Here is a 26,328-nt window from a genome sequence, read left to right as displayed (position 1 = left end):
GGCGGCTCGGCGAACGCCGGTCCGCCGGATCGGCTTGCCCCTCGCTGAGTCTCGCGTTCCTAATCCCACCCAGGATTGCGGGAGGGATGGGAATGTCCGACGAACTGCTTCTTCAGAACCGCCGGACGCTGTTGGCGGGGGCCGCCGCAGCCGGCCTGTTTGCGCCCGGCCTCGCCTTCGCCCAGAGCGGCGACATGGCGGCCGTGCGGCGGGCCGCCGAGCAAGGCTATGACGCCTCGGTCAAGCGCATCCAGGACTGGATCGCCCTGCCCTCCATCGCGGCCGAGAACCTGAACATGGAGGAAGGCTGCCGCTACGTGATGGACCTGGCGCGCGACGCCGGGTTCCAGCATGTGGAGCGCATCCCCACCGACGGCCATCCGGGCGTGTTCGCCACCCTCGACGTGGGCGCCAAGCGCTGGATGGGCATCTACTTCATGTACGACGTGAAGCAGTACGATCCGGCGGAATGGTCGAGTCCGCCGCTGGAGGCCCGGATCGTCGACAAGCCCGGCTTCGGCAAGGTGATCATGGGCCGAGGCGCGGTGAACCAGAAGGGGCCGGAAGCCACCTTCCTGGCCGCCCTGCACGCCCTGCGCGCGGCCGGCAGGAAGCCGCCGGTGAACATCGCGCTGGTCTGCGAGGGCGAGGAGGAGATCGGCAGCCCCAATTTCCGGCAGATCGTCACCAGGCCGAACGTCCTGGCCGCCCTGAAGAAGTGCGAGGGCGTGGTGATCCCGGCCGGCTGGCAGAGCCCGTCCAACGGCGGGGTCAGCGTCAATCTAGGCGCCAAGGGTATCGCCGAACTGGAGCTGGTGGCCAGCGGCGCGAAATGGGGCCGCGGCCCTAAGACCGACATCCATTCCAGCCAGAAGGCCATCGTCGACAGCCCCGCCTGGCGTCTGATCCAGGCGCTGCAGACCCTGGTCACGCCCGACGGCAACACGCCTGTCGTCGACGGCTTCTTCGACAAGGTGCGGCCGCTGACCCCACGCGAGAAGGAGCTGCTGGCCCTGGCCGCCCGGCAGATGAGCGAGGCCGACGCCAAGGTCGCCCTGGGCGTCGACCGCTGGATCGACGACCTGCCCTGGGACAAGGCGCTGGAGCGGTTGGCGTCCCAGCCCACGATCAATATCGAGGGCTTGGTCTCCGGCTATACCGGCCCCGGCGGCAAGACCATCCTGCCCGGGCGCGCCGTGGCCAAGATCGACATGCGGCTGGTGCCGAACCAGACCATGGAGGACGCCGTCGCCAAGCTGCGCGCCCACCTCGACAAGCGCGGTTTCTCCGACATCGAGGTCAATGTCAGCGGCGGCTACGACCCGACCGAGACCGACGAGAACAGCCGGCTGATCCGCGCCGAGATCGCCACCTACGAAAAGCGCGGCGTGCCGGTCACCGTCTATCCGAGGCTGGCAGGCTCGTGGCCGGGGGCGGTCTTCACCTCGCCGCCGGTCAGCCTGCCGGCCGGGCAGTTCGGCCTGGGCCACGGTTCGGGCGCCCACGCGCCTGACGAGTACTATGTGATCGAGTCCAGTAATCCCAAGGTCGAGGGCCTCGTGGGCGCCACGATGGGCTATGTGGACTTCCTCTACGAGATCGCGTCGATCCGCTGACGAGGCGCCGCGCTTCTAGGCCCCGTAGCTCACCGGATCCGCAAGCATCCGCTCGGCGCCCCTCGTCACGGCCTCGTAGCACTCGCAGGCGCAGCGCTCGAGCGAGGGCCGGTCGAGAATACGTATCTTGCCCCGACTGTAGGAGATAAGGCCCTTCGCCTGCAGGGCCGAAGCCAGACCGGTGACCGTGGTTCGCTGCACCCCAAGCATGATCGACAGGTGCTCCTGGGTAAGCGGCAGCAGATCGGCGCCCAGCCGGTCCTGGGTCAGCAAGAGCCAGCGGCAAAGCCTCTGTTCCGCCGCATGGAGCGCGTTGCACGCCGTCGCCTGGGCGGACTGAACGAGCGTCGCCTGGGCGTGCCGGACGAGTTCCCGGCGAACCTCGGGACTTTCGGTGGCGCGGGCCTCCAGCGCGCCGATGGGCAGGCGCCAGGCCTCGCCGCTCACCTGAACCTCGAGCCGCTCGAACGACAGCCGCGCGCCCAGGGCGTGGAGCAGGCCGAAACCGCCTTCCCGCCCGATCGTACGGCTCTCCACAAGGGACCCGTCCCGCATCGCCGTCATGACGGAGAGGATGCAGTTGACCGGTAGAAAGACGTGCTGTGCGTTGGTTCCCTCCTCCACGAGGATGGTGTTGCGCACGAGATCGACCCGCTCGAGCTGGGGCTCTAAAAGCCTGAGCTCCGCCTGCGGCAGCACCTCCAGCACGCGATTGACCCAGGCCACGGTCGTCCCTCCGCGCGAGCCGCGCGCATGCGCGGCCCAATTCCCCAAGGGTCAACGCGGAGGGAGAAAATTGGAGCCGCGCGGCCTCACATCTTCAGGCGCAGCTGCCCCATATAGTCGCGCTTGCCCAGCGGCACGCCCTTCATCCGCAGGATGTCGTAGGCGGTGGTGGCGTGGAAATGCAGATTGGGCATCGAGAAGGAGAGCAGGAAGCCTTCGGCCGTGAAGGGCAGCCGGCGCTCCCCGAACTGGAAGGCCATGTCACGCCCCTCGAAGGCGTTCACCTCGGCCGGATCGAGCGCCTTCAGCGCCGCCGTGGCGTCGGCCACCAGCTTCTGCAGGTCCGCATAGCTGAGCGGCGGCTGGGCCCCGCCGGGAGAGAAGACGCCCTGGCGCACGCCCTCGACGGCGCCCTGGGTGTGGTGGGCCACCGAAGAGACCTGGAACCAGAAGGGCAGCATGTCCGGGAACAGCCGCGTCTCGACGATCTCCTGCGGGTCGATGTTGTTGTCCTGGCAGTGGGAGAGCCCCCGCTCGAGGAAGCCCGACACCCCGCCGAGCGTCTGCAGGAAGGAGACGATGGTCGCGTCGTAGAGGGAAATCGCCATGGGTGCTCCAAGGACCGACGAAGGGTGGAGCTGAGATAGCGGCAATCCGCAGCGCCTGCGACGGAAAAGCAAAGCCGAGCGGCTTGCTCGCGTGGCCGGCGAGGAATTCGCCTGGCGAGAGTCGGCGGTTCGGCCCCATAACGGCGCCATGCCGGTCTCGTTCGAGGGATTCCCCCGCATCCTGCACCGCAGCGCCCTGCGGGCCGGGCGCTGGTTCGTCGCGGCGGACGGCCTTCGGCCTCTGCTGTGCCTGGCCACCGACCTTGGGGAGGGCGACGAGCGGCTGGTGGTGGCCTTCGGCGCAGCCGAGGTGGAGAAGGTGCAGGTGGTCGCGATCCCGATCTCGGCCCTGCGCGAGCCCTTCGGCACGGTGGAGGACGAGGTGGTCTTCGCGCCCGGCCAGACCGAAGGCCTGCCCATGCTGACCACGCCGCTCCGCCAGCCTCTGCGGCACGGGGCGTTACTGCGACTGGCCAATGGCGATCTCGGGATCGCCATCGTTCCCAGGCCCACGGATCGGATGGCTGCGGTGTCCCTGACCACCGGCCTGCCCGCCGACGGCTTCGACCTGGCCTTCGGACGCTGGTCGCTCGCCCTGCGGCGAGGCGGCGCCGAGACCCGGATCGGCTATTTCAAGGCGCACCATCGCTGAACCAGGTCCCGGGCCGCTTGCCCCCGAGCCGGGCATGTGACACCTCGTCGGAACCCAACGTCCCAAGCCCGAGCGACCATGTCCGACACCCAGCCCGCCTCCGTCTACGATCTCGCCCACGAGGAGGAGGCCGAGAACCTGGCCACCTTCGCCATCCTGGTCGACAACGAGCCCGGCGTGCTGCACCGGCTGGTCGGGCTGTTCGCGGCCCGCGGCTACAATATCGAGAGCCTGACCGTCGCCGAGACCGATCGACGGGCCCACACCAGCCGCGTCACCATCGTCACCCGCGGGGCGCCGCACGTGCTCGCCCAGATCGAGGCTCAGCTGGAGAAGATGGTCGCCACCCGCCACGTCCAGGACGTGACCCGCGACCCCAACGGCCTGGAGCGCGAGCTCGCCCTGGTGAAGGTGAAGGGCAGCGGCCCGGACCGGGTGGAGGCCCTGCGCATCGCCGACATCTTCCGGGCCAAGGTGCTGGACACCACCATCGACAGCTTCATCTTCGAGATCACCGGCGTGTCGTCCAAAATCGACAAGTTCGTGGACCTGATGCGCCCGCTAGGCTTGGTGGAACTCTCGCGGACCGGCGTGCTTTCCATCACGAGGGGCGCCGAAGCGATGTGAGGAGGGCCGCTTGGCCGCAGCCCGCGCCGTTGCCGCAAGCCTGCTGATCCTGTCTCTCGCCGCGCCGGCCGGCGCGCAGGTGCGCACCGAGCCCGTGACGGTGCAGCCCTCCGACTGGCCCTGGCCGCCGCCCGACCCGCAGAGCTGGTGGGATGACAAGCGCCCCCTGCCGCCCGAAGCCGCCGATCCGCTCGGCGACCGCCGCCTGCGCCGCAACGAACGGACGCCGCAGGTCGACAACGGCTATGATCCCCTGCTCTACCGCCTCTGGGGGCTGCAGCCGCTGCAGAACCAGATCGTTCGCGGCGACGAGATGATCCTGGAGGTCGCCGTGCGCCCGGCCAATTCGGTCCGCCAGGCGATCGTGCGCGTCACCGCCCGCCGGGACGGCAAGGTCTTCGTGCAGGGCCGGGCGGGGCTGGGCTGCTGCGATCCCGGCATAGCACGCCGTGTCGGCTTCGACGCCGAGGCGCCGGCCGGCTGGGCCCAGCGCCTGCAGGCCCTGAGGAGCCATCCCCTGTGGGCGGCGCCGCGGCATGTGCGGGTGGTGGAGGGCGGCGACGCCGCCGATGCGCTGTGCGTGGACGGCGTTTCCTATGAGCTCACCCTGCTGGTTCCCAGTCAGGCGCGCTCGGTGCGCCGGGCCTGCGACCCCGCCGAGATCGGTCAGGCCGCCGATGTCCTGGAGGCCGTGCTGTCGCTGGCGCTGGGCCACGAACCGCGTTTCGACGTGCTGTTCCCCTCCGGCGCAGACTTCGCCCGCGCCCGCCGCGCCTATGAGAGCCTGATCGCCGGCGGCGGCGGGCTGAACCCTGCGCCGGAAGGCCGCACGCTGCCGCCGACCTTCGAACCGCCCCCGGCCGAGCCGGAGGATGCGCCGCCCGCGGACGAAGAGGACGTCGAGCCGGGTTCTTCAAATCCTAATCCATCGGCCCTATATTGAGGGCGTCGGGCTTCGGTCCGACTATGGAGATAAACGCGCACGAAATAAGCGGACTGGACCCGGGTGCGATTCCCGGCGGCTCCACCAAATTCTTCCTCCGGGTGTCGCCGGGGAGCATGGGGCCGATCAGCATCGACAGACGTGTAAAGGTGTTGCTTTCTCCCGGCATGACCCACCGTTTCGGGTCGTTAAACTAACTGCGAACGACAACTTCGCTGAAGAAGTCCGTCTGGCTGCGTAAGCGGTCCGATAGATTTCGACCTAAAGCCCTAGTGTCTTAGCAGCGCTAGGCGGGGCTCGGGGGCGCCTGGCAACAGAAGCCCCCACTTTCACGCCGACGCCGATCGAACCCATAGGGGCGCCTGGCGACAGAAGCCCCCACTTCTCTCTCCCCAATTTCGCCCGACCTCCGGCGCATCCTGCACGCGAGCCGCCTTGCGCCGCGGCGGCGAAACGCTACCCTTCGCGCAGTTTCGCGTTCATCGGAGATCCCATGGCCCAGGAGCCGCCGGCCCAAGACCAGATGCACTACGAGGCGCTGGCCCAGGAGGCCCTGCGCGGCGTGGTCAAGAGCGCTCTGAAGCGGGCCGCCGCCCCGGACGGCCTGCCGGGCGCGCACCACTTCTACATCACCTTCAAGACCAAGGCGCCGGGCGTGTCGGGGCCGAACGACCTCCTGGGCAAGTACCCGGACGAAATGACCATCGTCCTGCAGCACCAGTATTGGGACCTGGCGCCGGGGGAGACCTTCTTCTCCGTCACGCTCAAGTTCGGCGGCCAGCCCAAGCGGCTCTCGGTCCCCTATGCGGCGGTGACGCGGTTCTACGACCCCAGCGTCCAGTTCCTGCTGCAGTTCGAGGCCCCGGCCGCTGCGGCCGAGGCCGAGCCCAAGCCGCCCGCCGCAGAAGCCGCCCCCGCCGAGACCGATCCCGACGCGCCGAACGTCGTTTCGCTCGACACCTTCCGCAAGAAGTGAGCCCGATTTCCCGATGACCGACGTCGCCGCGCCGCAGACAAAGGCCGACGAGCCGCAGGCCCTGACCGACGAGGCGATCCTGGCGCGCTTCCACCGCACCAAGAACCAGCCCACCGGATCCCAGACGCTCGGCTTCCATCTGGTCGCCGTCTGCCAGGCCGAAAAGTCCGTGGAGGTGGAATTCGAGGCCAAGGCGGAACTGCTGCTCAACCCGATGCGCCAGGTCCAGGGCGGCTATCTCTGCGCCATGCTGGACGAGTGCATGAGCGTGGCCTGCATGGTGGCCTCAGGCATGACCCATGTGGCGCCGACCGCGGAGATGAAGACCACCTTCTTCCGCCCGGCCCTGCCCGGAAAGCTGAAGGGGATCGGCAGGGTGGCCAAGTGGGGCCGCACCATCGCCTTCACCGAGGGCGAGCTCTACGACGCCGAGGGGCGGCTGGTGGCCAAGGCGACCGGGACGGCGGTGCCCACCCCCTTCGTCCAGTACAAGAAGTAGGCGCGATGCGGCGGGCCGGCCTCATCGCCGCGCTCGTCGCCCTGGCGCTGGGTCTCGCCAGTCCCGCCGCCGCCGGGGCGTTCGCCGACTGGGCCGCCGTCGTCGTCGCCGGAGACTGGAAGGGGTCGAACGGCGGACCGACCGAGGCCTTCGACAACGCCCGCCGCGACGTCTCGCGAGAGCTGCAGAGGCTGGGCTTCGCCCCAGCCAACATCCGCCAGTTCTCCGTCCGCCCCGAGCGCTATCGCGACCGGCCCTCGAAGTCCGAACCGCGGGGGATCTACCAGGCGCTGGGCGAGCTGTCCGGCCGGGCCGCCGGCGGGTGCCTGGTCTATTTCACCTCGCACGGAGCCCCGCAGGGAGTGCTGGTGGACGAGACCGTGCTGACGCCCGCCATACTGGCGCGGATGCTGGACACGACCTGCGGCGCGCGGCCGACCGTGGTGGTGGTCTCGGCCTGCTATTCGGGGGTGTTCGTCCGGCCCCTGGCCCAGCCCAACCGCATGGTGCTGACCGCCGCGCGGCCCGACCGCACCTCCTTCGGCTGCGGCGAGGCCGACCGCTATCCCTATTTCGACGACTGCGTGCTGCAGACCACGCCCCGGGCGTCCGACTTCGTGGGCCTGGCCTCGGCGGTGCGGGCCTGCGTGGCGGAACGCGAGGTGAAGGAAGGGATGACGCCGCCGTCCGAACCCCAGGTCTGGATCGGCGCGGCCCTGCGGCCGATGCTGCCGCTCTACGCCTTTCCGGGCGGCGTCACGCCCACGGATTAGCCGCAGGCGGCGACGGCGAATCGATCCGTGCGACGGCTAGCGCCCGGGGGCCGCACCGCTCTACAACTAGCGACTCGAACAGGGGCTTAGCGGGTTTCCTCGACCGATGCGTTCTCTCGTCAAAGCGGCCGTCACGGCCCTTGCGCTTCTGACCGGGCCGGCCGTGGCGCAGGAAGGCGTGGAGCCGCAGGAACCCGCGGTCACGCCCGCCCCGGCGGCGGCCCCTCCGACCAAGGGCCCGGTTCCCTATACCAGCCTGCAGCCGGCGCCGCGGCCGCGCGCCGCTGCGCCGGCGTCGCCGCCCGCCGCGCCCGCACCGTCCCCGCCCCCGACGGCTTCCGGTCTCGTCGAAGCCAACCCCTCAGCGGCCCCGACCGCCCAGGCCCGGCTCGCCCGGGAGGAATTCCTGCCCGCCGCCGAGCTCGAGGCCTATGTGGACGGGGTCGTCCGCGAAGCCATGGCCCGGGAGCACATCGCCGGCGTTACCGTTTCGGTGATCCAGAACGGCCAGGTGGTGCTGAAGAAGGGCTACGGGTTCGCCAGCCTCGATCCCGCCCGACGGGTCGACCCCGACCGGACCCTGTTCCGGATCGGCTCCATCTCCAAGACCTTCACCTGGATCGCCCTGATGAAGGAGGTGGAGGCCGGCCACGTCCGCCTGGACGCGCCGCTGAACCTGCACCTGCCCGAGACCCTGCAGATCCGCGACCAGGGCTTCCACACCCCGATCCGCGTGGCGAACCTCATGGATCATTCGGCCGGGTTCGAGGACCGGGCCCTGGGCCACCTCTTCGAGCGCGACTTCGCCCGCGAGCGGCCGCTGGCGGAATACCTGCGCCAGGAACGTCCCCGTCGGGTGCGCCCGCCGGGCGCCCAGTCAGTCTATTCGAACTATGGCGCGGCTTTGGCCGGCCAGGTGGTGGCCTACGTTTCCGGCGCCCCGTTCGAGCAGTACGCGGAGACCCGCATCTTCCGCCCGGCCGGCATGAACCGCACCACCTTCCGCGAGCCGCATCCGCCGAAGGCGGGCATCCCCGCGCCCATGCCCCCGGCGCTCGCCCAGGACCTTTCCACCGGCTTCCGCTGGACGCCTACGGGCTTCGCGGCCCGCGACTTCGAACACATCGGCCACATCGCCCCCGCGGGGTCGGCCTCGTCGACCGCCGGCGACATGGCGCGCTACATGCAGCTCCTGCTCAACGGCGGCGCGCTGGAGGGCGCCGAGATCTACGGCCCCCGCACGGCCCAGGCCTTCCGCACGCCCTTGCGGCGCACGCCCTCGGGCGTGAACGGCTGGCGCCACGGCTTCGCCGAATACGCCCTCCCCGGAGGCTTGAGCGGTTTCGGCCATTCGGGCGCGACCCTGTCCTTCGTCTCCAACATGGTGGTCGTGCCGGACCTGAACCTCGGGATCTTCGTGGCCGCCAACACGGAAACCGGCGGCGACCTGGCCCAGCAACTGCCCAACCAGCTCATCCAGCAATTCTACGCCGCGCCGGAGCCGCCGCCCCGCGAGGGCGTCCGCGGCCTGATCGCCGCCCGCGACCTTTACGAGGGCTATTATGTCGGAACCCGTCGGGCCTATGGCGGGCTGGAAGGCTTCGTGGGCCTGCTTCGCACCGGCCTCGAGGTCTCGGTGACCCCGGACGGCAAGCTGGTCACCCAGCGCGAGGGGCGCACGCGCATCTGGGTTCCCGAAGGCGATCCCCGGGCCGGTCGGTTCGTGGCCGCCATCGGCGACGAACGGCTGGTCTTCGAGATGTCCGACGGAAAAGCCCGCCGCATCCTTCCGGAGAACGGGGCGCAGACCTATGAGCGTGCGCCCTTCTGGAAACACCCCGCGACGCTGGCGATCCTCGCGGCCTTCGCCGGCGTCGCCGCCATCGGAACGCTGGTCGGCGTGGTCGTCCGCAACCGCCGCGAATTCCGGCAGACCTCGGTGCAGCGCCAGGCGAGCCTTGTGCAGAACACCCAGGCCGTCCTCTGGCTGGCCGCCATGGTCCTGTTCGCCGTCTGGGCCGCCGGGACCGCCGACGTGGCCCGCGTGGTCTATGGCTGGCCGGGCCCCTGGCTGGTGATCGCCTCGGCCTGCGTCCTGCTGGCCTCGGCCCTGACCGTGGTCGGGCTGGCCCTGACGCCGCCGGTCTGGCGCGGTGGACGGCGGGTGGATTCCTGGAGCCCGCTGCGCAAGCTCGGCTTCACCTACACGGCCTTGCTCTATGCCGCCTTCGCCCTGGTTCTCGGCTTCTGGGGCGCCCTGACGCCCTGGAGCGGATAAACCCCACCGATTTCCTGCAACCCTTAAACTCGGCGTTTACCAAGCACTGGGTAAATCCTGCCTAGTGGCGGGCGAGACCTTTCGACCCCGCGTATCGGGGGATTGCCTTGGAGAGCTTCGGCGCCGCCTTGCAAAGGTTCGGGATCGGCCGGCTGGCCGCCATCCTCGGGATCGGCGCCGGCGTGGCCGCGGCCCTGTTCGCCCTGACCATGAACCTGGGCGAACCCAAGGCCCTGCTCTATTCCAACCTGGACCTGAAGGAAGCCTCGGCGATCACCGCCGCGCTCGACCAGTCGGGCGTGAAGTACGAGGTGAAGGGCGACGGCTCGACCATCATGGTGCCGCGCGACCGGGTCGCCTCCACCCGCCTGATGCTGTCCGGCAAGGGCCTGCCGACCACCGGCTCGGTCGGCTACGAGATCTTCGACAACTCCAACACTCTGGGCCAGACCGATTTCGTCCAGCAGCTCAACCGGCAGCGGGCGCTGGAAGGGGAGCTCGCCCGCACCATCATGGGCTTGGACGGGGTGACCTCGGCCCGCGTGCACCTGGTCCTGCCCCGCCGCCAGCTCTTCGAGGAGGCCGCCGAGCAGCCGACGGCGGCGGTGACCATCGGCGTGGGCGGGCGCGAGCCCGACGCCCAGAAGGTGAAGGCCGTCCAGAACCTCATCGCCGGCGCCGTGCCGAACCTGCCGCCCGACCGGGTGACGGTGGTGGACCAGCATGGCCGCACGCTCTCCGGCGGCGACGACAGCTTCGCCGGCGGCGCGGCGGAGGCGCGCCGCAACGAAGTGGAACAGCGCATCGCCAAGACCGTGAAGGGCCTGGTGGAAGGGGTCGTCGGCCCCGGCAAGGCGCGCGTCAACGTCACGGCCGACCTCGACCTTGCCCAGGTGACTGTGCAGGAGGAGACGTTCGACCCCGACGGCCAGGTGGTCCGCTCCGAAAGCACGACCGAGGAGAACGCCCGCGAGAGCCAGCCGCTGGGCGCCGGCGGCGTCTCGGCCAGCGCCAACATCCCCGGCGGCGTGCTGGACGGCGAGGAGAACCAGACGAGCTCGGCCAGCGGCTCGACCCAGACCACCACCAATTACGAGATTTCCAAGACCACCCGCACCGAGATCCGCGCGCCGGGCCAGGTGAAGCGCGTGTCGGTGGCCGTGGCCATCGACGGCGTCGTCGCCCCCGGCGAGAACGGCCAGCCTGGCGCCTACACCCCCCGCAGCGCCGAGGAGATGCAGCGTATCGAGCAGCTGGTCCGCGCCGCCGTCGGCTTCGACGCAGACCGCGGCGATCAGGTGACGGTGGTCAATGTCCGCTTTCCCACCGCCGACGCCCAGGGCGGCGTAGAGGCCGCAAACCCGCTGATGGGCTTCGACAAGAACGACATCATGCGGGCGGTGGAGCTGGTCATCCTGGCGCTGGTCGCCATCCTCATGATGTTCTTCGTCGTCCGGCCGCTGCTGAAGAACACCGGCGGCGGTGGCGGCCGCAATCTGCCGCCGCTTACGGCTCCCGGCGCCGTCACCCGCCTGGTGACCACCGCCGACGGCGGCCAGGCCCAGATCGCGGTGGACCCGACCACGGGCGAGCCGCTGGCCCTGCCCGGCCCGGGCAACGAGCTGGAACAGCGCATCGACATCGCGCGGATCGAAGGCCAGGTGAAGGCCTCCTCGGTCAAGCGCGTGGCCGAGTTCGTCGAAAACCACCCTGAGGAGTCGGTGTCGCTGCTGCGCACCTGGCTGCACGAAACCACGTGAACGCGCGCGTGAAGAGCATCAACGACCCTTCGAAGCTCAGTGGGCCGGAGAAGGCGGCCGTCATCCTCCTTTCGCTCGGGGAGGATCACACCACCATCTGGTCGCACCTGGACGAGGAGGAGATCAAGGAGATCTCCCAGGCCATGGCGAGCCTCGGCACGGTCTCCTCCGGCGTCGTCGAGCAGCTATTGGTCGACTTCATCTCCGGCATGTCGGGCGCCGGGGCGATCATGGGCTCCTTCGAGCAGACCCAGCGCCTGCTGCAGGCCTTCCTGCCGCCGGAGAAGGTCGACAGCCTGATGGAGGAGATCCGCGGGCCTGCCGGCCGGACCATGTGGGACAAGCTCGGCAACGTGAACGAGGCCGTGCTCGCCAACTACCTGAAGAACGAATACCCGCAGACCGTCGCGGTGGTGCTGTCCAAGGTCAAGTCCGACCACGCCGCGCGCGTGCTGGCCGCGCTGCCGGAAGACTTCGCCCTGGAATGCGTGACCCGGATGCTGCGCATGGAGCCGGTCCAGCGCGAGATCCTCGACAAGATCGAACAGACCCTCCGGACCGAATTCATGTCGAACCTGGCGCGCACCTCCAAGCGCGACAGCCACGAGATGATGGCCGACATCTTCAACGCCTTCGATCGCCAGACCGAGGCCCGGTTCCTGGCCGCCCTGGAGGAGCGCAACCGCGAGAGCGCCGAGCGCATCCGTGCGCTGATGTTCGTCTTCGAAGACCTCTCCAAGCTCGATCCTGGCGGCGTCCAGACTCTGCTGCGGGCCTGTGAGAAGGACCAGCTGGCCCTGGCCCTGAAGGGCGCCTCGGATTCCCTGCGCGAAATGTTCTTCTCCAATATGTCCGAGCGGGCGGCGAAGATCATGCGCGAGGACATGGAGACCATGGGCCCGGTCCGCCTGCGCGACGTCGACCAGGCTCAGATGGCCATGGTGCAGGTCGCCAAGGATCTGGCGGCCAAGGGCGAGATCATGCTGGCCGGCTCCGGCGGCGAGGATGAGCTGATCTACTGATGACCCAGCCCGCCCCCCGCAAGTTCGAGTTCGACACCGTCTTCGACGGCGCCGGCGACGTGGCCTTCGAGGCGCCGCGGCCCAAGCGACTGTTTCCGGCCGAGGAAGTCGAGCAGATCCGCGCCCAGGCCTATGCCGAGGGCCAGCAGGCGGCGCTCGCCTCCATGCAGGCGCTGCAGGCCCAGGCCCTGGCGCAGATCGCCGCCGCCGCCGGGGCCGCCATGCCCACCCTGGCCGCCGTCGCCCACGACCATCGCACCCACTCCGCGGAGTTGGCGCTCGCCTGCGCGCGCTCCATCGCCGCCGCCGCCCTGGAACGCTTCCCCGAGGCCCCGATCCGGGCGGCCCTGGAAAGCCTGGCGCGCGAGATCGAGGCCGCCCCGCGCCTCGTCGTCTCCGCACCGCCTGAACTTGCCGAAGCGCTGCAGGCGGCGGTGGAAGAGACCGCCCAGGCCATCGGCTATCCCGGCGCGATCCAGGTGCGGGCCCAGCCTGGCCTGCCGCAGGCGGCCTTCAATCTCGACTTCGGCGACGGCGCCGCCAGCTTCGACCCGCATGCCGCCGCCGAGCGCGTGGCCGCAGCCCTGGACGCGGCGCTGGCCGCCGAGGGCCTGCACGCCGAACCCCTGATCCCCGGAAGCGAAAGCTGACCGCCATGCCCGACAACGAACTCAAGCTCGACGAATTCGCCCCCTCCGAAAACCCGCTCGCCGAACTGGCGACGGAGCTGGAGGAGAAGACCGCCACCGATCTGGCGCCGGTCTTCGACGTGCCGGTCTCGATCTCGGCGGTGCTGGGCCGGGCGACGCTTTCGGTGTCGCAGCTGCTGCAGCTGTCCTCGGGCAGCGTGCTCGACCTGGACCGGAAAGTCGGTGAGGCGATCGATATCTATGTGAACAACCGGCTCGTGGCCCGCGGCGAGGTCGTCATCGTCGACGATCGCCTGGGCGTGACCATGACCGAAATCATCAAGGACGGCGACGCCCAGGGCTGAAGCCCCAGGTGTGACGAGGAGACAGGAACATGCGGCTTCTGGTCGTCGGAAAACTGAACGGGCAGCTCTCCACCGCCGTGAAGATGGCGATGAGCGCAGGGGCCAAGGTGAGCCACGTGGAGTCGATCTCCGCGGCCACCCACGCCCTGCGCGCCGGCCAGGGCGCCGACCTGCTGTTGGTCGATTACGATCTCGACATCGGCGCCCTGATCGAGGCCAACGAGGCGGAGCGCATCCGCGTGCCGGTCGTGGCCTGCGGCGTGGACAACGACGCGAAGAAGGCCGCCGACGCGATCCGCGCCGGGGCCAAGGAGTTCATCCCGCTGCCCCCCGAGGCCGAGATGATCGCCGCGGTGCTGGCGGCCGTCTCCGACGACAACCGGCCGATGGTGGTGCGCGACGCCGCCATGCAGTCGGTGATCGCCATGGCCGACCAGGTGGCTGCCTCCGAAGCCTCCATCCTGATCACCGGGGAAAGCGGCTCGGGTAAGGAAGTCATCGCCCGTTACGTGCACCAGAAGTCGCGCCGCGCTAGCCGCCCGTTCATCAGCGTCAACTGCGCCGCAATCCCCGAAAACCTGCTGGAAAGCGAGCTGTTCGGTCACGAGAAAGGCGCCTTCACCGGCGCGGTGGCCCGCCGGATCGGCAAGTTCGAGGAAGCCAACGGCGGCACCCTGCTGCTGGACGAAATCTCGGAGATGGACGCCCGTCTGCAGGCCAAGCTGCTGCGCGCGATCCAGGAGCGCGAGATCGACCGCGTCGGCGGCTCCAAGCCCGTCAAGGTGGACATCCGCATCCTCGCCACCTCCAACCGCGACCTGGCTCAGGCCGTTCGCGAGGGGACCTTCCGCGAAGACCTGCTCTATCGCCTCAACGTCGTGAACCTGCGCCTGCCGCCGCTGCGGGAGCGTCCGGGCGACGTGCTGGCGCTGGCCGAGCACTTCGCCAAGAAATACGCCAAGGCCAACGGCGTGCCCGACCGCCCGCTGTCGGCCGAAGCCAAGCGGCGCCTGGCCTCCCATCGTTGGCCCGGCAATGTGCGCGAACTGGAGAACGCCATGCACCGGGCGGTGCTGCTCTCCATCGGCCCCGAGATCGAGGAGACCGCCATCCGCCTGCCGGACGGTCAGCCAATGGCCGCACCCGACGCCGGCGCCCGCGCCGCCCAGGCCGCGAGCCTCGCCGCGGAGACCGCCACCCGCGCCTTCGTCGGCCAGACCGTGGCGGCCATGGAGCAGCAGCTGATCCTCGACACCCTGGAGCACTGCCTGGGCAACCGCACCCACGCGGCCAACATCCTGGGCATCTCCATCCGCACCCTGCGCAACAAGCTGAAGGAATATTCCGAAGCCGGCGTGAGCGTCCCCGCGCCGCAGATGGGCGCGAGCGCGGCGTGAGCGGCGAGCGGCCCCGGGGAGCGCCCAGGCGCGCCGTCCTGATCGGCGGCGCGGCCGTTCTGCTGACCGCCGGCCCGGCGCACGCCGCCGGCCCCTTGGGCGAACTCGAGGCGCGCTCCGGCGGCCGGCTGGGCGTGTGCGCGGTCGACGTCGCCACCGGGCGGCGGCTGACGCACCGTGCGGGCGAGCGCTTCGCCATGTGTTCCACCTTCAAGGCGCTGCTGGCCGGCGCCGTCCTGGCGCGCGTCGACCGCGGACTGGAGCGCCTGGACCGCCGGATCGCCTATTCCGAGGCCGACATGGTCTCGCACGCGCCGGTGACGGAAAAACACTTGGCCGAGGGCTCTCTGTCGGTGGAGGCGCTCTGCAAGGCCACGGTCGAGCTCAGCGACAATCCGGCGGGGAACCTCCTGCTGAAGACCCTCGGAGGGCCGGCGGGGTTCACCGCCCACCTTCGCCGGCTGGGCGACCGCACCACGCGTCTCGATCGCTGGGAGACCGAGCTCAACTCGGCCATCGCCGGCGATCCGCGCGACACCACCACGCCAGCGGCGATGGTTCGCACCCTCCAGAAGCTGACGATCGGCTCGGCGCTGTCGCCCGCCTCGCGCGAGCGGCTGATCGGTTGGATGGAGGCGTCGCCCACCGGGCGGAACCGGCTGCGCAAGACCGCGCCCGCCGACTGGCGCGCTGGCGACAAGACCGGCACGGGCGAGAACGGCTCGACCAACGACGTCGCGGTCTTCTGGCCGCCCACGGGAGGGCCGATCGTCATGGCGGCCTACCTGACCGAAACGGCGGCCCCCTTCGCCGAGCGCGAGGCTGTGCTCGCCGAGGTCGGGCGGATCATCGTCGAAACCTTCCGGCCGGGAGCCGTCTGATGGCCGACGTCGGCGCGCTGGGGTCCAATCGCCCGAGCCCACGCGAAGTCATGGGCTGGGTGTTCCGCAGCGAGGTGGCGCTGGCGGTGGGCGTCATCGGCATCGTCGTGCTGCTGATCCTGCCGATCCCGGCCTTCCTGCTCGACCTGCTGCTGGCGATCTCGATCACCTCCTCGGTGCTGATCCTGATGACCTCGCTGCTCATCAAGAAGCCTTTGGAGTTCACGGCCTTCCCGACGGTGCTGCTGGTCGCCACCCTCTATCGGCTGGGGCTGAACATCGCCTCGACCCGTCTGATCCTCGGTCACGGGCACGAGGGGGCGCACGGCGCCGGTCAGATCATCGAAAGCTTCGGCAAGCTGATGATGGGCGGGAATTTCGTCATCGGCCTGATCGTCTTCTTCATCCTGGTGATCGTGAACTTCGTGGTCATCACCAAGGGTTCCGGGCGGATCGCCGAAGTGGCCGCCCGCTTCACACTGGACTCCATGCCCGGCAAGCAGATGGCCATCGACGCCGACCTGTCGGCCGGCCTGATCGACGAGGCCGACGCCAAGAAGCGGCGCAAGGAGCTGGAGCAGGAATCCACCTTCTTCGGGGCCATGGACGGCGCCTCGAAGTTCGTGCGCGGCGACGCCATCGCCGGCCTGATCATCGTGGCGATCAACGTGCTGGGCGGCATCCTGATCGGGGTGATGCAGCACAAGGTCCCGCTTTCCCAGGCGGCCGCCTCCTACACGATCATGACCATCGGCGACGGTCTGGTCAGCCAGATCCCGGCCCTGGTGATCTCCATCGCCGCGGGCTTCCTGGTCTCGAAGGCCGGCGTCGACGGCTCGGCCGACAAGGCGCTGGTGGCCCAGCTGGCCATGAACCCGGTCAGCCTGGGCGTGGTCTCAGCCGCCTCCGGCGTCATCGCCTTCATCCCCGGCATGCCGATGCTGCCCTTCGCGGCGCTGGCGGGCGGGGCGGGTTATCTGGCCTGGCGCCGGTCGCAGGCGCCGCTGGAGATCCCCGCCGCAGAAATCGCGCCCGCCGCCCCGGCCGAGGAGCAGGAAGAGCCGATCAGCCAGTCCCTGGCCATCGACGAGATCAAGATCGAGCTGGGTTATGGGCTGCTGCAGCTGATCAACGACCTCGAGGGCCGGCGTCTCACCGACCAGATCAAGGCCCTGCGCCGCACCCTGGCGGCCGACTACGGCTTCGTCATGCCGGCGGTGCGGATCCTCGACAACATGCGCCTGCCTTCCCAGGGCTATCTGATCCGCATCAAGGAGATGGAGTGCGGCCAGGGCGAGGTGCGGCTGGGTTCGCTGATGGCCATGGACCCCTCCGGCGGCCAGGTGGAGCTGCCGGGCGAACACATGCGCGAGCCGGCCTTCGGCCTGCCGGCCACATGGATCGACGAATCCATGCGCGAGGAGGCGACCTTCCGCGGCTACACCATCGTCGATCCGGCCACGGTGCTGACCACCCACCTGACCGAGATTCTCAAGGAGAACATGGCCGACCTGCTGTCTTACGCCGAGGTGCAGAAGCTCCTGAAGGAGCTGCCGCCCGAGCAGAAGAAGCTGGTCGAGGATCTGATCCCCGGCGTGGTCTCGGCCACCACCGTCCAGCGGGTGCTGCAGGCCCTGCTGCGCGAGCACGTCTCCATCCGCGACCTGCCGGCGATCCTGGAAGGCCTGGGCGAGGCCGCGCCGCACACCCAGTCCATCACCCTGCTGGTCGAGCACGTCCGCTCGCGGCTGGCCCGCCAGCTCTCCTTCGCCTATCGCGGCGACGACGGGGCCCTGCCGATCGTCACCCTGTCGGGCGACTGGGAGAACGCCTTCGCCGAGAGCCTGATCGGCCAGGGCGAGGAGAAGCAGCTCGCGCTTGCGCCCTCGCGCCTGCAGGATTTCATCCGGGGCGTCCGCGACACCTTCGAACGCGCGGCGCTGGCCGGCGAGTCACCCGTGCTGCTGACCAGCCCGCAGATCCGGCCCTATGTCCGTTCGATCATCGAGCGCTTCCGCGGCCAGACGCCGGTGCTCAGCCAGAACGAGATTCATCCCAAGGCGCGGCTGAAGACCGTCGGCCAAATCTAACTCAACGGCTTGGCGAAGACGTATTGCGGACCGTACCCCTCGTCGTGGCGCACGCCGGTGTCGACGAAACCCATCCGGCCGTAGGCGGCGATGGCGCCCTCGTTGCGGGCGTTGACCGCCAGCATCAGCTGAGGCTGGACCGGCCGCTCCCGCGCCAGCCATTCCTCAAGCAGAGCGATGCAGCGCCGCCCGATCCCCTTGCCCTGCAAGCCCGGCCGCACGCGGAAGGAATGCAGCGTGACCGCCCCCGGCGCCGCCCAGGGCGGCCGGCGCAGGCCATCGCGCAGCACGAAGAAGCCGACCACGGCGCCGTCGGGCGCGATAACCGCAAAGCCCTGCTCGACGCCTGCGGAGTCGGGGGCGTTCAGGCGCCCGAACACCTCGTCGAGGGAGCCGGCGAACATCTCCTGCTCCGGCGGCAGAGCGATGACCTCGACCAAAGCGCGGTCTTCCCCGTCGATGGGCTCCAACCGCCAGCCTGCAAGATCGAGGTTTTCTCCCATGAGGCGAGCCTAGCACGACCTCCAAGGAAGGCGATCTCCTCCTGCGCCGTTGCGGCGCGGCTTGGCGGCTGCTAGCGGTTTGGCCCGGATGCGACCAAGTGCGTCGCCGAGCGTTGGAGATCGAATGCGGCCATCTGCCTCCACCTCCCGTCGCAGTTCGCCCGGCTCGGTCTTCTGGGACCTGCTGACCTTCGAACGGCTGATGACCAATCAGGTCATCCATCTGATCTACTGGGCGGGGCTGGGCGTGATCGCGCTGGTGGCCTTCGGCTCGCTTGGCGCAGCCGTCGGCGTGGCCCTGCGCGAGGACACCCTGATCGGCAAGCTGCTGGCGGTCCCGATCCTGATCGCCGGCCTTCTGGTGGTGGCCGCGATGATCCTGCTGTGGCGATCGTTCTGCGAACTCTATGTGGCGCTGTTTCGGCTCAGCGACGACCTGCACGCCTTGCGTCAGGCCGCCGACAGCGAGCAGGGGCGCGGCGGCCCGCCGCCTTCGCGCCCAGGGCTGCCGCTCTAGCCTCCGCCGGCCAGCGCCCGCGCCAGGGCCGCCGCAGCGGGCTTGGCCGCGCCGGTATTGTCGAACGGCACCGGCCGGTCGGAGGCGTTCTCGCGCACCAGCCAGGAGTCCCCGTCGCGTAGGCCCCAGAGAGTGAAGGCGAACCTTTGGCTGCGCGGCAGGGCGGCGAAGGCGGCGGCGGCCTCCGCATAGACCCGCGCCTGGGCCGCTTCCAACGCGGATCGGCCGGCCAGCGGGCGGCGCGCCCGCACCAGCGAGACGTCCAGCTCCGAAAGGTGGATGGGCAGGCCGAAGCGGGCGAGCGCGTTCAGCGTGCGCTCCAGCGCGCCCTCGGCCAGACCGGCGTCCACGTGCGTCTGGCAGCCGATCCCGTCGAGGGGGGCGCCGGCGGCCAGCAGGCGGTCGATCAGGCGCATATATGTCTCGAGTTTCCGGGGAATGGTCTCGAGGTTGTAGTCGTTGATGAAAAGAACAGCGTCGGGATCGGCCGCCTTGGCCGCCCTGAAGGCTCTGACCATGTGGTCGAGGTCGCCTAGGCGAGAGGCCCAAAGGCTGTCGCGCCACCCATCGCCGTCCTCTGCCACCGCCTCGTTCACCACATCCCAGCCCGAAGCGCCCCGATAGCGGCCTACGACCGCGGCGATGTAGTTGTCATAGGCCTTGCCGAAGCTGACCCGGCTTTCGTCCAGGCGCAGGAAGCCTTCTGGCTTCTGGGCGTACCAGACCAGCGCGTGCCCGAAGAGCCGCATGCCGTTCTCGCGGGCGAAGGCGGCGATGCGGTCGGGGCGGTCGAACCGCAGGGAGCCGTCGTCCTGGACGATGTACTCCATCTTCATCTCCCACTCCGGCGTAAGCTGGGAGACGTGGGTGCGGGCGAGCACGACCCAATCGGGGTCGTCGAGCTGGCCGGCTTGGACGCAGCTTCCGACCGGGAAAGGGGCCACATGCTTCAGCGGCGGAACCTCCGCCGGCCAGGCCTGGGCGTCCGCACGCCGGTTGCAGGCGGCCAGGCCGAGCGCGCCGCCCAGCACCAACCGGCGCGAGGGCGGGAAGGCGCGGCTCGAGGTTCCGGTCACCGCCCGCCCGCGGCCCGCCGCAAGCCGAGTTCGTCGAGGGCGGCGGTCTCCAGCCGGGCGACTTCGCGAACCTCGGCGAGGCGCAGGCCTTCGGCGATGTGCTCGTACTTCTTCTGCTCCTCGAAGGCCTGGGCCAGCGCGTCGCGGGCGCCGGCCTCCTCGAGGGCGATGGCCTGGATCTCCGCCTGGACCGCCGCCTTGCGCAGGCGCAGGCCTTCCATATAGCCGACCTGGTACCACCCCGCCTCGGCGTCGCAGTCGGCGCGGCGGGCCTCGGCCTCGCCTTCGGCTTCCAGGATGAGCAGCTTCATCTCCCCCTGCTGGCGGCGAGCGGCGATCTCCGCCAGGCGCTTCTGCAGAACCTCGACCTCGTAGGTCGAAAGCTTCACCAGCGACTTGGCCCAGCTCATGACGCCTCGCTCATCAGGATTTCGGCCATCCGGGCGAAGCTGGCCTCAAGGCCGGTGGCTTCGTCCTTGTCCTGCGCCAGAAAGGCCTCCAGCGCCGGATTGAGCTGGATCGCCCGGTCCACCTGCGGATCGGCGCCGGGCCGATAGGCGCCGATGCGGATCAGCTCCTCCATATTGGCGTAGGCCGAAAGCGTTTGGCGCGCCGCCGTGACGATCTCGCGCTCGTGCGGCTCCTGGCAGGCGGGCATTGTCCGGCTGATCGACTTCAGCACGTTGATCGCGGGGAAACGGCCGCGCTCGGCGATGGCGCGCTCCATCACGATGTGCCCATCCAGGATCCCGCGCACGGCGTCGGCGATGGGCTCGTTGTGGTCGTCGCCGTCCACCAGAACGGTGAAGAGGCCGGTGATCGGCGCGGCCGTGGTGCCGTCCGGGCGCACCGGCCCCGGGCCGGCCCGCTCCAGCAGCTTCGGCAACTCGGTGAAGACGGTGGGCGTATAGCCCTTGGTGGTCGGCGGCTCGCCGGCGGCCAGGCCGATTTCCCTCTGGGCCATTGCGAAACGGGTGACGGAATCCATCAGGCAGAGCACTTCGAGGTCCTGGTCGCGCAGGAACTCGGCGATGGCGAGGGTCATATAGGCCGCCTGGCGGCGTTTCAGGGCCGGCTCGTCCGACGTGGCGACCACCACGATGGCGCGCTTCAGCCCCTCCTCGCCCAGGGTCTCTTCGATGAACTCGCGGACCTCGCGGCCTCGTTCGCCGATCAGGCCCACCACGACCGCATCGCAGTCGGCCTGCTTGGCCAGCATGGAGAGCAGCACAGACTTGCCGACCCCGGAGCCGGCGAAGACGCCCAGGCGCTGGCCGCGGCAGCAGGTGGTGAAGACGTTCATCGCCCGCACACCCAGGTCCAGCCGCGCGCCCACCCGGCCCCTGGCGTGGGCGGCCGGCGGCGGCGCCCGCAGCGGATAGGCGGCGAGGCCCTGGGGCAGCGGCCCCTTGCCGTCGATGGGTTCGCCGAAGGCGTCGACGATCCGGCCAAGCCACGCCGTCGTGGGTCGCACGGCCGAGCCGAGAGGTTCGATGCGGATTTCGGCCCCCGGCGCGACGCCTTCGACGGGGCCGAAGGGCATCAGCAGGGCGCGGGTCTCCCGGAAACCGACCACCTCGGCGGCCAGCGGCCGATCACCGAGGCGGCGGATCTCGGCGCGGGCGCCGACGGCCAGCCGGGTCAGCCCGCCGCGGGCTTCGATCAGCAGCCCGTTCACCGCCGCGACGCGGCCGGAGACGGTCAGCGGATCGATCCGCTCGACGGCGGCGACCAGGTTGCGCAAGACAGGAGTCCCCCAGGGGTGAACAGCCCGGTAAGAATCCTACCCGCGGCGTTAACTCCGGATGAAGATTCCGCCTGCGCGGATCAGCGCAGGGCGCCGGCGAGCCGGGCCGCCTGTCGCGGATGGCGGACCGCCAGCCGCGCGGCCGTGGCCGGACGCCGCATGGCCGCCCGCACCAGCACCGGCCGCACCGCCCGCGCCACCATCGGCCGCGCCGTACGCGCGATGACCCCGCGTCCCAGGAAGGCCGCGGCGCCGGCCACCGCCAAAGCCCCCAGCCCCAAGGTGAGTGCGGGATGCTTCTGGGTCTGGGTGTAGAGGCTGAACTTGCGGCCCTTCACGTGCGGGCTGTCCACCCGGCCGTCGTCGCCCGGCTCATAGAGATTGTCGCGCACGGCCTTGGCGCCCTTCCGGCGGGAGAGCGGCGGCACCACGATCCCGAACAGCCGGTCGGCCAGTCCCGGCGCGACCGCATGGCTGACCACGAGCTGCCGCCCGCCTGCGCCCACGGTCAGGTTCCTCACCGGATGCGCTGCGGCGTGCAGAATGGCGTCGGCCACGACCTCCGGCGCATAGACTGGCGGCGGCACGGTGGCGGCCTTGTCCATGAGGTTCCGCGCGTGGTCGGAGAACGGGGTGCCGATGCTGGAGGGCTTGATCAGGGTGACGGAGATCGGCGCCTTCTCGCGCTCCAGCTCGATCCTCAGGGCGTCGGTGAAGCCCTTCACCGCGTGCTTGGAGGCGGCGTAGGCACCGAGCAGCGGCGTAGCGATGTCCGACAGGATCGAGCCGACATTGATCAGGGCGCCCGATCCGCCGCGGGCCTTGAAATGCTTCACCGCCTCGAGGCTGCCGTGGACGACGCCGAAATAGTTGGTGCGGAACAACCGCTCATGATCCTCGTGGGGCACATTGACCAGCTCGGCGTAGAGGCCGACGCCGGCGTCGTTGATCCAGGTGTCGATACGCTCGAACCGGGCCAGCGCGGCGCGCGCGATCTTCTCGACGTCCTCGGCGTTCCCGACATCGGCGACCACCGGATGGGCGCGGCCGCCCTCGGCGTTGATCTCGTCGCAGATGGCCCGTAGCGCGTCCTCGTTGCGGGCGGCCAGCACCACGGCCGCGCCCGCCTTGGCGGCTCGACGCGCTGTGGCGAGCCCGATGCCCGACGAGGCGCCGGTGATGACGATGACCTGTTCGGCGAGCGGCTTCAGTTTCAGAGGCATGGGGCGTTCCTGCTTGGCTGGAAGTCGCCTCTGAAACGGTCCCCGGCCCGCCCTGTTCCGGCGCCCGGCAGCCCCGCCGTTCGGCGCGATTGTCCAATCACAAAAGATTCAACAGGCGCCGGAGTCCGCGACTCACGGCCGCGCTTGCTGGCGATTCCCAAACCGCGTTAACGATTCGGTCAGACGCCTTTCACTATTAACCGGTCTTAAATTAACTCGCTGGCAGGTTAACGGCGGGGCGTCCTGCGGATTCCAAGGATCCGGTATTTCAAGCGCTGCCGTTCGAGGAGGGGCCAATGCGCGTACTATTGATTGAAGACGATAGCGCCACCGCGCAAAGCATCGAATTGATGCTGAAGTCCGAGGGCTTCAACGTCTACACCACCGATCTGGGCGAAGAGGGCGTCGATCTCGGCAAGATCTACGACTACGACCTGATCCTCCTCGATCTCAACCTGCCCGACATGAGCGGCATGGAAGTGCTGCGCACGCTGCGGGTGGCCAAGATCAACACGCCGATCATGATCCTGTCCGGCACGGCCGAAATCGACACGAAGGTGAAGACTTTCGCCGGCGGCGCCGACGACTACATGACCAAGCCCTTCCACAAGGACGAGCTGGTGGCCCGCATCCATGCGGTGGTCCGCCGGTCGAAGGGCCACGCCCAGTCGGTCATCAAGACCGGCGACATCGTGGTGAACCTCGACGCCAAGACCGTGGAAGTGAACGGCGTGCGGGTGCACCTGACGGGCAAGGAATACCAGATGCTGGAGCTCCTTTCCCTGCGCAAGGGCACCACGCTCACCAAGGAAATGTTCCTGAACCACCTCTATGGCGGCATGGACGAGCCGGAGCTGAAGATCATCGACGTCTTCATCTGCAAGCTGCGCAAGAAGCTGGCGGCCGCCGCCGAGGGCAAGCACCACATCGAGACCGTCTGGGGCCGCGGCTACGTGCTGCGCGACCCGCAGGAGAGCCAGGTCGCCGCCTGACGGCCCAGCCGCCTCTTCGAAGCATTCCGAACGCCCGCCGCTCCTCCGGCGGGCGTTTTCGTTTTCGGTGCGGATCGCGCTAGCTTCACGGCAAACATCGCGTGGGACCTGGGAGACTGCGCCGTGACGAGATGGTTCGCGCTGATCGCGGCGCTGGTCGCCGCCTTCCTGCTGGCGCGCGCAGCCGAGCAGACTCCGCCGCCGGCGCCCGCCAGCGCACCGCCGACGACCTTTTCCGCCGAACGCGCCATGGCCGACGTCCGGGTCGTCGCCCGCGCGCCGCATCCGATCGGGAGCCCTGAGAACGCCGCCGTCCGCGACCATCTGCTGGCGCGGCTGCAGGCCCTCGGCCTCGAAGGCGAGATCCAGCGGGCGCCGGGGCAGTTCCATAGGACCTTCAACGGCGAAACCTTCGTCGCCGGTGGAACGGTTGAGAACGTCATAGGAATCCTGCCGGGCCGCGACCGGACGGCGCCCGCCGTGGCGCTGATGGCCCACTACGACAGCGTACCGGGGTCGCCCGGCGCGGCGGACGATGCAGCCGGAGTCGCCGCGATCCTCGAAATCGCCCGCGCCCTCAAGGCGGAAGGTACGCCCGCCCGCGACGTGGTGCTGCTGCTGACCGACGGCGAAGAGGCCGGTCTGCTGGGCGCCGAGGCCTTCTTCGCCCAGCACCCCCTGGCCCGCCGCATCGGCTTCATGATCAACCTGGAGGCCCGCGGCGGCGGCGGTCGCGCCCAGATGTTCCAGACCGGGCCGGACAACCGCGGAGCAGTGGACCTCTACCGTCGGAACGCGATTTCGCCGGAGTCCTCATCCCTCGCGGTCTTCCTCTACGAAACCATGCCCAACGACACCGACTTCACCGTGTCGAAGGAAGCCGGAGCGCCAGGCCTGAACTTCGCGTTCATCGGCCGGCAGTTCGACTATCACATGCCGAGCTCCACGCCGGAGAACCTGGACCGGGGGTCGCTGCAGCATCTGGGGCAGGAGGCGCTGGCGGTCGCGCGTGCGGCGGCCTTCGCCCCGGCCCTGCCCCAGCCGGGGCCGGACCTCGTCTATTCCACCACCTTCGGCGATCGTATTCTGGCCTATCCGCCGAACGTCGGCTGGGGCGTCCTGGCCGCCGCCGCGCTGCTGGCCCTGATCGGTTTTATCCGCGCCCGGCGGCGCGAGCCCGTGGACTGGCGCGACATGGTCAAGGGCCTGGGGGTCGGGCTGTTCCTCATCGCCTTTTCCGCCGCCCTGCTCCGCTTCGCCCGGCGTGCCGCGACGGAGGGCGGGCAGGGGTTTCTCGACCAGCATGTCCTTCTCGCCCAGGTCACCCGATGGGAGATCGCGCTCGCCTTGCTCGCGACCGGCGCCCTGCTCTACGCCAGCGCAGCGGTCGGCCGCGGACGCACGCGGCTGCCGGCCGCGGCCCTGGCGCTCGCCGCCGGATTCGGCTGTTCGGCGTTCGGCGGATGGGACCCGATCGGCGCCGGCCTCGGCGGCGGGGCCGCCCTGCTCGCCCTGGCCAGCTTCGGGCGTCCAGGCGGAGTGGCCGGCGTCTGGAGCGGGCTCCTCCTCACCGGCCTCGCCGCCGGGGTCGCCCTGCAGATCCTGGCTCCGCCCGCCGCCTTCGTCGTCGCCTGGCCGCTGGCCGTCGCCGGCCTGGCGGCCGCGGCGTCGGCCATGGGCGCAGCCCGCGGCGTCCTGATCGCAGCGGTCCTCGCAGTGCTCACCGGCCTCGGGATCTCCTGGATTCTGGGCTACGCCCACGGCGTCTTCCTGGGCCTCGACATGCCCGAGCTGCTGGCCGCCTTCGCCTGGCTGGCGGCTCTGGTCGTCTGGCCGCTCGCCCAGCCGGGGGACCATGAGAAGAGCGCCCGCCCCGCGGCCCTGATCGTCATCGCCGCGGGCCTCGCCGGACTCGCCCTGGTGCGGCTGGACCCGCCCTGGACCGAACGCCACCCCAAGCCGGTGGGAGCGGCGTATCACGTGGAGCCGGCCGCCGGGCGGGCTCACCGCGTGGTCTTCACCCCCTTCCCCGACGACTGGACCCAGGCCGTGCTCGGCGCCGACGACGGCGAGGTTTCCCAGCGCCGCCTCACCGGTTTCCGCCGCCCGGTCGCCGCCGCGCCGGCGCCGGTCGTCGACGCCCAGGCGCCGACCGTGACCCTGACGCGCGGCGAAGACGGCTTGCTGACCCTGCGCGCCGTTCCGCCCGCCGGGGCCCGCACCCTGCTGGTCGACCTGAAAGCTTCTGTTCCGATGACCGCGGCCACGCTGGACGGCCGGCCGGTCGATATGCTGCAGGCGCCCGACCAATGGGCTCGGCTGCGATGGATCGCCACGCCGGAGGGGGTCGTCCTGGTCCTGCGCCCGTCCGGCCCCGGGGGGGGGGGGGGGGGGGGAGAAAAGGGGGGGGGGGGATGGGAAGAAAAAA

General features: G+C 69.9%; 25 protein-coding genes and 1 other RNA gene. 19 read left to right on the top strand and 7 right to left on the bottom strand.

Going from position 1 to position 26,328, the window contains the following annotated elements; all coding sequences use genetic code 11:
* The first annotated feature begins 92 nt into the window (after window positions 1-92).
* Entirely contained in the window at window positions 93-1,616 is a 1,524-nt protein-coding gene (locus ACK41C_RS09665; protein ID WP_409653192.1) for a M20/M25/M40 family metallo-hydrolase, read from the top strand.
* A gap of 15 nt (window positions 1,617-1,631) precedes the next feature.
* On the opposite strand, the gene ACK41C_RS09660 is transcribed toward ACK41C_RS09665, so the two are convergent.
* Window positions 1,632-2,342, bottom strand: coding sequence for a Crp/Fnr family transcriptional regulator (locus ACK41C_RS09660; RefSeq protein WP_409653190.1), 711 nt, complete (start codon window positions 2,340-2,342; stop codon window positions 1,632-1,634).
* A gap of 86 nt (window positions 2,343-2,428) precedes the next feature.
* The gene (locus ACK41C_RS09655) at window positions 2,429-2,950 is read right to left on the bottom strand and encodes a DUF1993 family protein (protein ID WP_409653189.1); all 522 of its coding nucleotides are present in this window, start codon (window positions 2,948-2,950) and stop codon (window positions 2,429-2,431) included.
* A gap of 148 nt (window positions 2,951-3,098) precedes the next feature.
* On the opposite strand from ACK41C_RS09655, the gene ACK41C_RS09650 reads away from it, so the two are divergent.
* The 15 genes from ACK41C_RS09650 to flhA all read left to right on the top strand — a co-directional run bounded on the left by ACK41C_RS09650 (window position 3,099) and on the right by flhA (window position 17,842).
* Window positions 3,099-3,602, top strand: coding sequence for a hypothetical protein (locus tag ACK41C_RS09650; RefSeq protein WP_409653187.1), 504 nt, complete (start codon window positions 3,099-3,101; stop codon window positions 3,600-3,602).
* A gap of 78 nt (window positions 3,603-3,680) precedes the next feature.
* Window positions 3,681-4,229, top strand: coding sequence for an acetolactate synthase small subunit (gene ilvN / locus ACK41C_RS09645; RefSeq protein ID WP_409653186.1), 549 nt, complete (start codon window positions 3,681-3,683; stop codon window positions 4,227-4,229).
* A 10-nt stretch (window positions 4,230-4,239) separates the two neighbouring features.
* The gene (locus ACK41C_RS09640; RefSeq protein WP_409653184.1) at window positions 4,240-5,172 is read left to right on the top strand and encodes a hypothetical protein; all 933 of its coding nucleotides are present in this window, start codon (window positions 4,240-4,242) and stop codon (window positions 5,170-5,172) included.
* Window positions 5,138-5,500: a transfer-messenger RNA gene (gene ssrA, locus ACK41C_RS09635) on the top strand. Before ACK41C_RS09640 ends, ssrA begins: the two co-directional genes overlap by 35 nt.
* Before the next feature lie 165 nt (window positions 5,501-5,665).
* The gene (locus tag ACK41C_RS09630) at window positions 5,666-6,148 is read left to right on the top strand and encodes an SspB family protein (protein ID WP_409653182.1); all 483 of its coding nucleotides are present in this window, start codon (window positions 5,666-5,668) and stop codon (window positions 6,146-6,148) included.
* A gap of 13 nt (window positions 6,149-6,161) precedes the next feature.
* Entirely contained in the window at window positions 6,162-6,647 is a 486-nt protein-coding gene (locus ACK41C_RS09625) for a PaaI family thioesterase (protein WP_409653181.1), read from the top strand.
* A 5-nt stretch (window positions 6,648-6,652) separates the two neighbouring features.
* Window positions 6,653-7,420, top strand: coding sequence for a C13 family peptidase (locus ACK41C_RS09620; protein ID WP_409653179.1), 768 nt, complete (start codon window positions 6,653-6,655; stop codon window positions 7,418-7,420).
* A 106-nt stretch (window positions 7,421-7,526) separates the two neighbouring features.
* Window positions 7,527-9,698, top strand: coding sequence for a serine hydrolase (locus ACK41C_RS09615; RefSeq protein ID WP_409653177.1), 2,172 nt, complete (start codon window positions 7,527-7,529; stop codon window positions 9,696-9,698).
* A gap of 107 nt (window positions 9,699-9,805) precedes the next feature.
* Window positions 9,806-11,458 (top strand): flagellar basal-body MS-ring/collar protein FliF, encoded by a 1,653-nt coding sequence (gene fliF / locus ACK41C_RS09610; protein ID WP_409653175.1) that lies wholly within the window; start codon window positions 9,806-9,808, stop codon window positions 11,456-11,458.
* An 8-nt stretch (window positions 11,459-11,466) separates the two neighbouring features.
* Window positions 11,467-12,480 carry a flagellar motor switch protein FliG gene (gene fliG, locus ACK41C_RS09605; protein WP_409653173.1) on the top strand — a complete coding sequence of 338 codons (1,014 nt, stop codon included), beginning with the start codon at window positions 11,467-11,469 and terminating at the stop codon, window positions 12,478-12,480.
* Window positions 12,480-13,130: a flagellar assembly protein FliH gene (locus tag ACK41C_RS09600; RefSeq protein ID WP_409653171.1), complete on the top strand. Its 651-nt coding sequence runs from the start codon at window positions 12,480-12,482 to the stop codon at window positions 13,128-13,130. Before fliG ends, ACK41C_RS09600 begins: the two co-directional genes overlap by 1 nt.
* Before the next feature lie 5 nt (window positions 13,131-13,135).
* Entirely contained in the window at window positions 13,136-13,474 is a 339-nt protein-coding gene (gene fliN / locus ACK41C_RS09595) for a flagellar motor switch protein FliN (protein ID WP_409653169.1), read from the top strand.
* A gap of 29 nt (window positions 13,475-13,503) precedes the next feature.
* The gene (locus ACK41C_RS09590; protein WP_409653167.1) at window positions 13,504-14,871 is read left to right on the top strand and encodes a sigma-54 interaction domain-containing protein; all 1,368 of its coding nucleotides are present in this window, start codon (window positions 13,504-13,506) and stop codon (window positions 14,869-14,871) included.
* Window positions 14,868-15,752, top strand: coding sequence for a class A beta-lactamase (gene bla, locus ACK41C_RS09585; RefSeq protein ID WP_409653165.1), 885 nt, complete (start codon window positions 14,868-14,870; stop codon window positions 15,750-15,752). Before ACK41C_RS09590 ends, bla begins: the two co-directional genes overlap by 4 nt.
* A complete protein-coding gene (gene flhA / locus ACK41C_RS09580; protein ID WP_409653164.1) occupies window positions 15,752-17,842 on the top strand; it encodes a flagellar biosynthesis protein FlhA in 2,091 nt (696 codons plus the stop codon). Before bla ends, flhA begins: the two co-directional genes overlap by 1 nt.
* Here the strand turns inward: flhA and ACK41C_RS09575 are convergent.
* The gene (locus ACK41C_RS09575) at window positions 17,839-18,345 is read right to left on the bottom strand and encodes an N-acetyltransferase family protein (protein WP_409653163.1); all 507 of its coding nucleotides are present in this window, start codon (window positions 18,343-18,345) and stop codon (window positions 17,839-17,841) included. The genes flhA and ACK41C_RS09575 overlap by 4 nt on opposite strands.
* 124 nt (window positions 18,346-18,469) lie before the next feature.
* On the opposite strand from ACK41C_RS09575, the gene ACK41C_RS09570 reads away from it, so the two are divergent.
* On the top strand, window positions 18,470-18,862 hold the full coding sequence (locus ACK41C_RS09570; protein ID WP_409653162.1) for a DUF4282 domain-containing protein: 393 nt from the start codon (window positions 18,470-18,472) through the stop codon (window positions 18,860-18,862).
* On the opposite strand, the gene ACK41C_RS09565 is transcribed toward ACK41C_RS09570, so the two are convergent.
* The 4 genes from ACK41C_RS09565 to ACK41C_RS09550 all read right to left on the bottom strand — a co-directional run bounded on the left by ACK41C_RS09565 (window position 18,859) and on the right by ACK41C_RS09550 (window position 22,908).
* The gene (locus ACK41C_RS09565; RefSeq protein WP_409653160.1) at window positions 18,859-19,938 is read right to left on the bottom strand and encodes an endo-1,4-beta-xylanase; all 1,080 of its coding nucleotides are present in this window, start codon (window positions 19,936-19,938) and stop codon (window positions 18,859-18,861) included. The two genes, ACK41C_RS09570 and ACK41C_RS09565, sit on opposite strands and share 4 nt — an antisense overlap.
* Window positions 19,935-20,348, bottom strand: coding sequence for a flagellar export protein FliJ (locus tag ACK41C_RS09560; RefSeq protein WP_409653158.1), 414 nt, complete (start codon window positions 20,346-20,348; stop codon window positions 19,935-19,937). The genes ACK41C_RS09565 and ACK41C_RS09560 overlap by 4 nt, the downstream gene beginning before the upstream one ends.
* Window positions 20,345-21,682 (bottom strand): flagellar protein export ATPase FliI, encoded by a 1,338-nt coding sequence (fliI, locus tag ACK41C_RS09555; protein ID WP_409653156.1) that lies wholly within the window; start codon window positions 21,680-21,682, stop codon window positions 20,345-20,347. Before fliI ends, ACK41C_RS09560 begins: the two co-directional genes overlap by 4 nt.
* A gap of 83 nt (window positions 21,683-21,765) precedes the next feature.
* On the bottom strand, window positions 21,766-22,908 hold the full coding sequence (locus ACK41C_RS09550; protein ID WP_409653155.1) for an SDR family oxidoreductase: 1,143 nt from the start codon (window positions 22,906-22,908) through the stop codon (window positions 21,766-21,768).
* Between the two features lie 296 nt (window positions 22,909-23,204).
* On the opposite strand from ACK41C_RS09550, the gene ctrA reads away from it, so the two are divergent.
* Complete coding sequence (ctrA, locus tag ACK41C_RS09545) at window positions 23,205-23,900, top strand: response regulator transcription factor CtrA (protein ID WP_409653153.1); 696 nt, start codon at window positions 23,205-23,207, stop codon at window positions 23,898-23,900.
* 123 nt (window positions 23,901-24,023) lie between these two features.
* On the top strand, window positions 24,024-26,328 hold a 2,305-nt coding region (locus ACK41C_RS09540; protein WP_409653151.1), incomplete at its 3' end, for a M20/M25/M40 family metallo-hydrolase.

This window comes from Phenylobacterium sp. (genome assembly GCF_046290725.1).
Lineage (GTDB): Bacteria > Pseudomonadota > Alphaproteobacteria > Caulobacterales > Caulobacteraceae > Phenylobacterium.
Note: the sequence above shows the minus strand (reverse complement) of the source record. Positions and strands in the feature narration are given on the sequence as shown.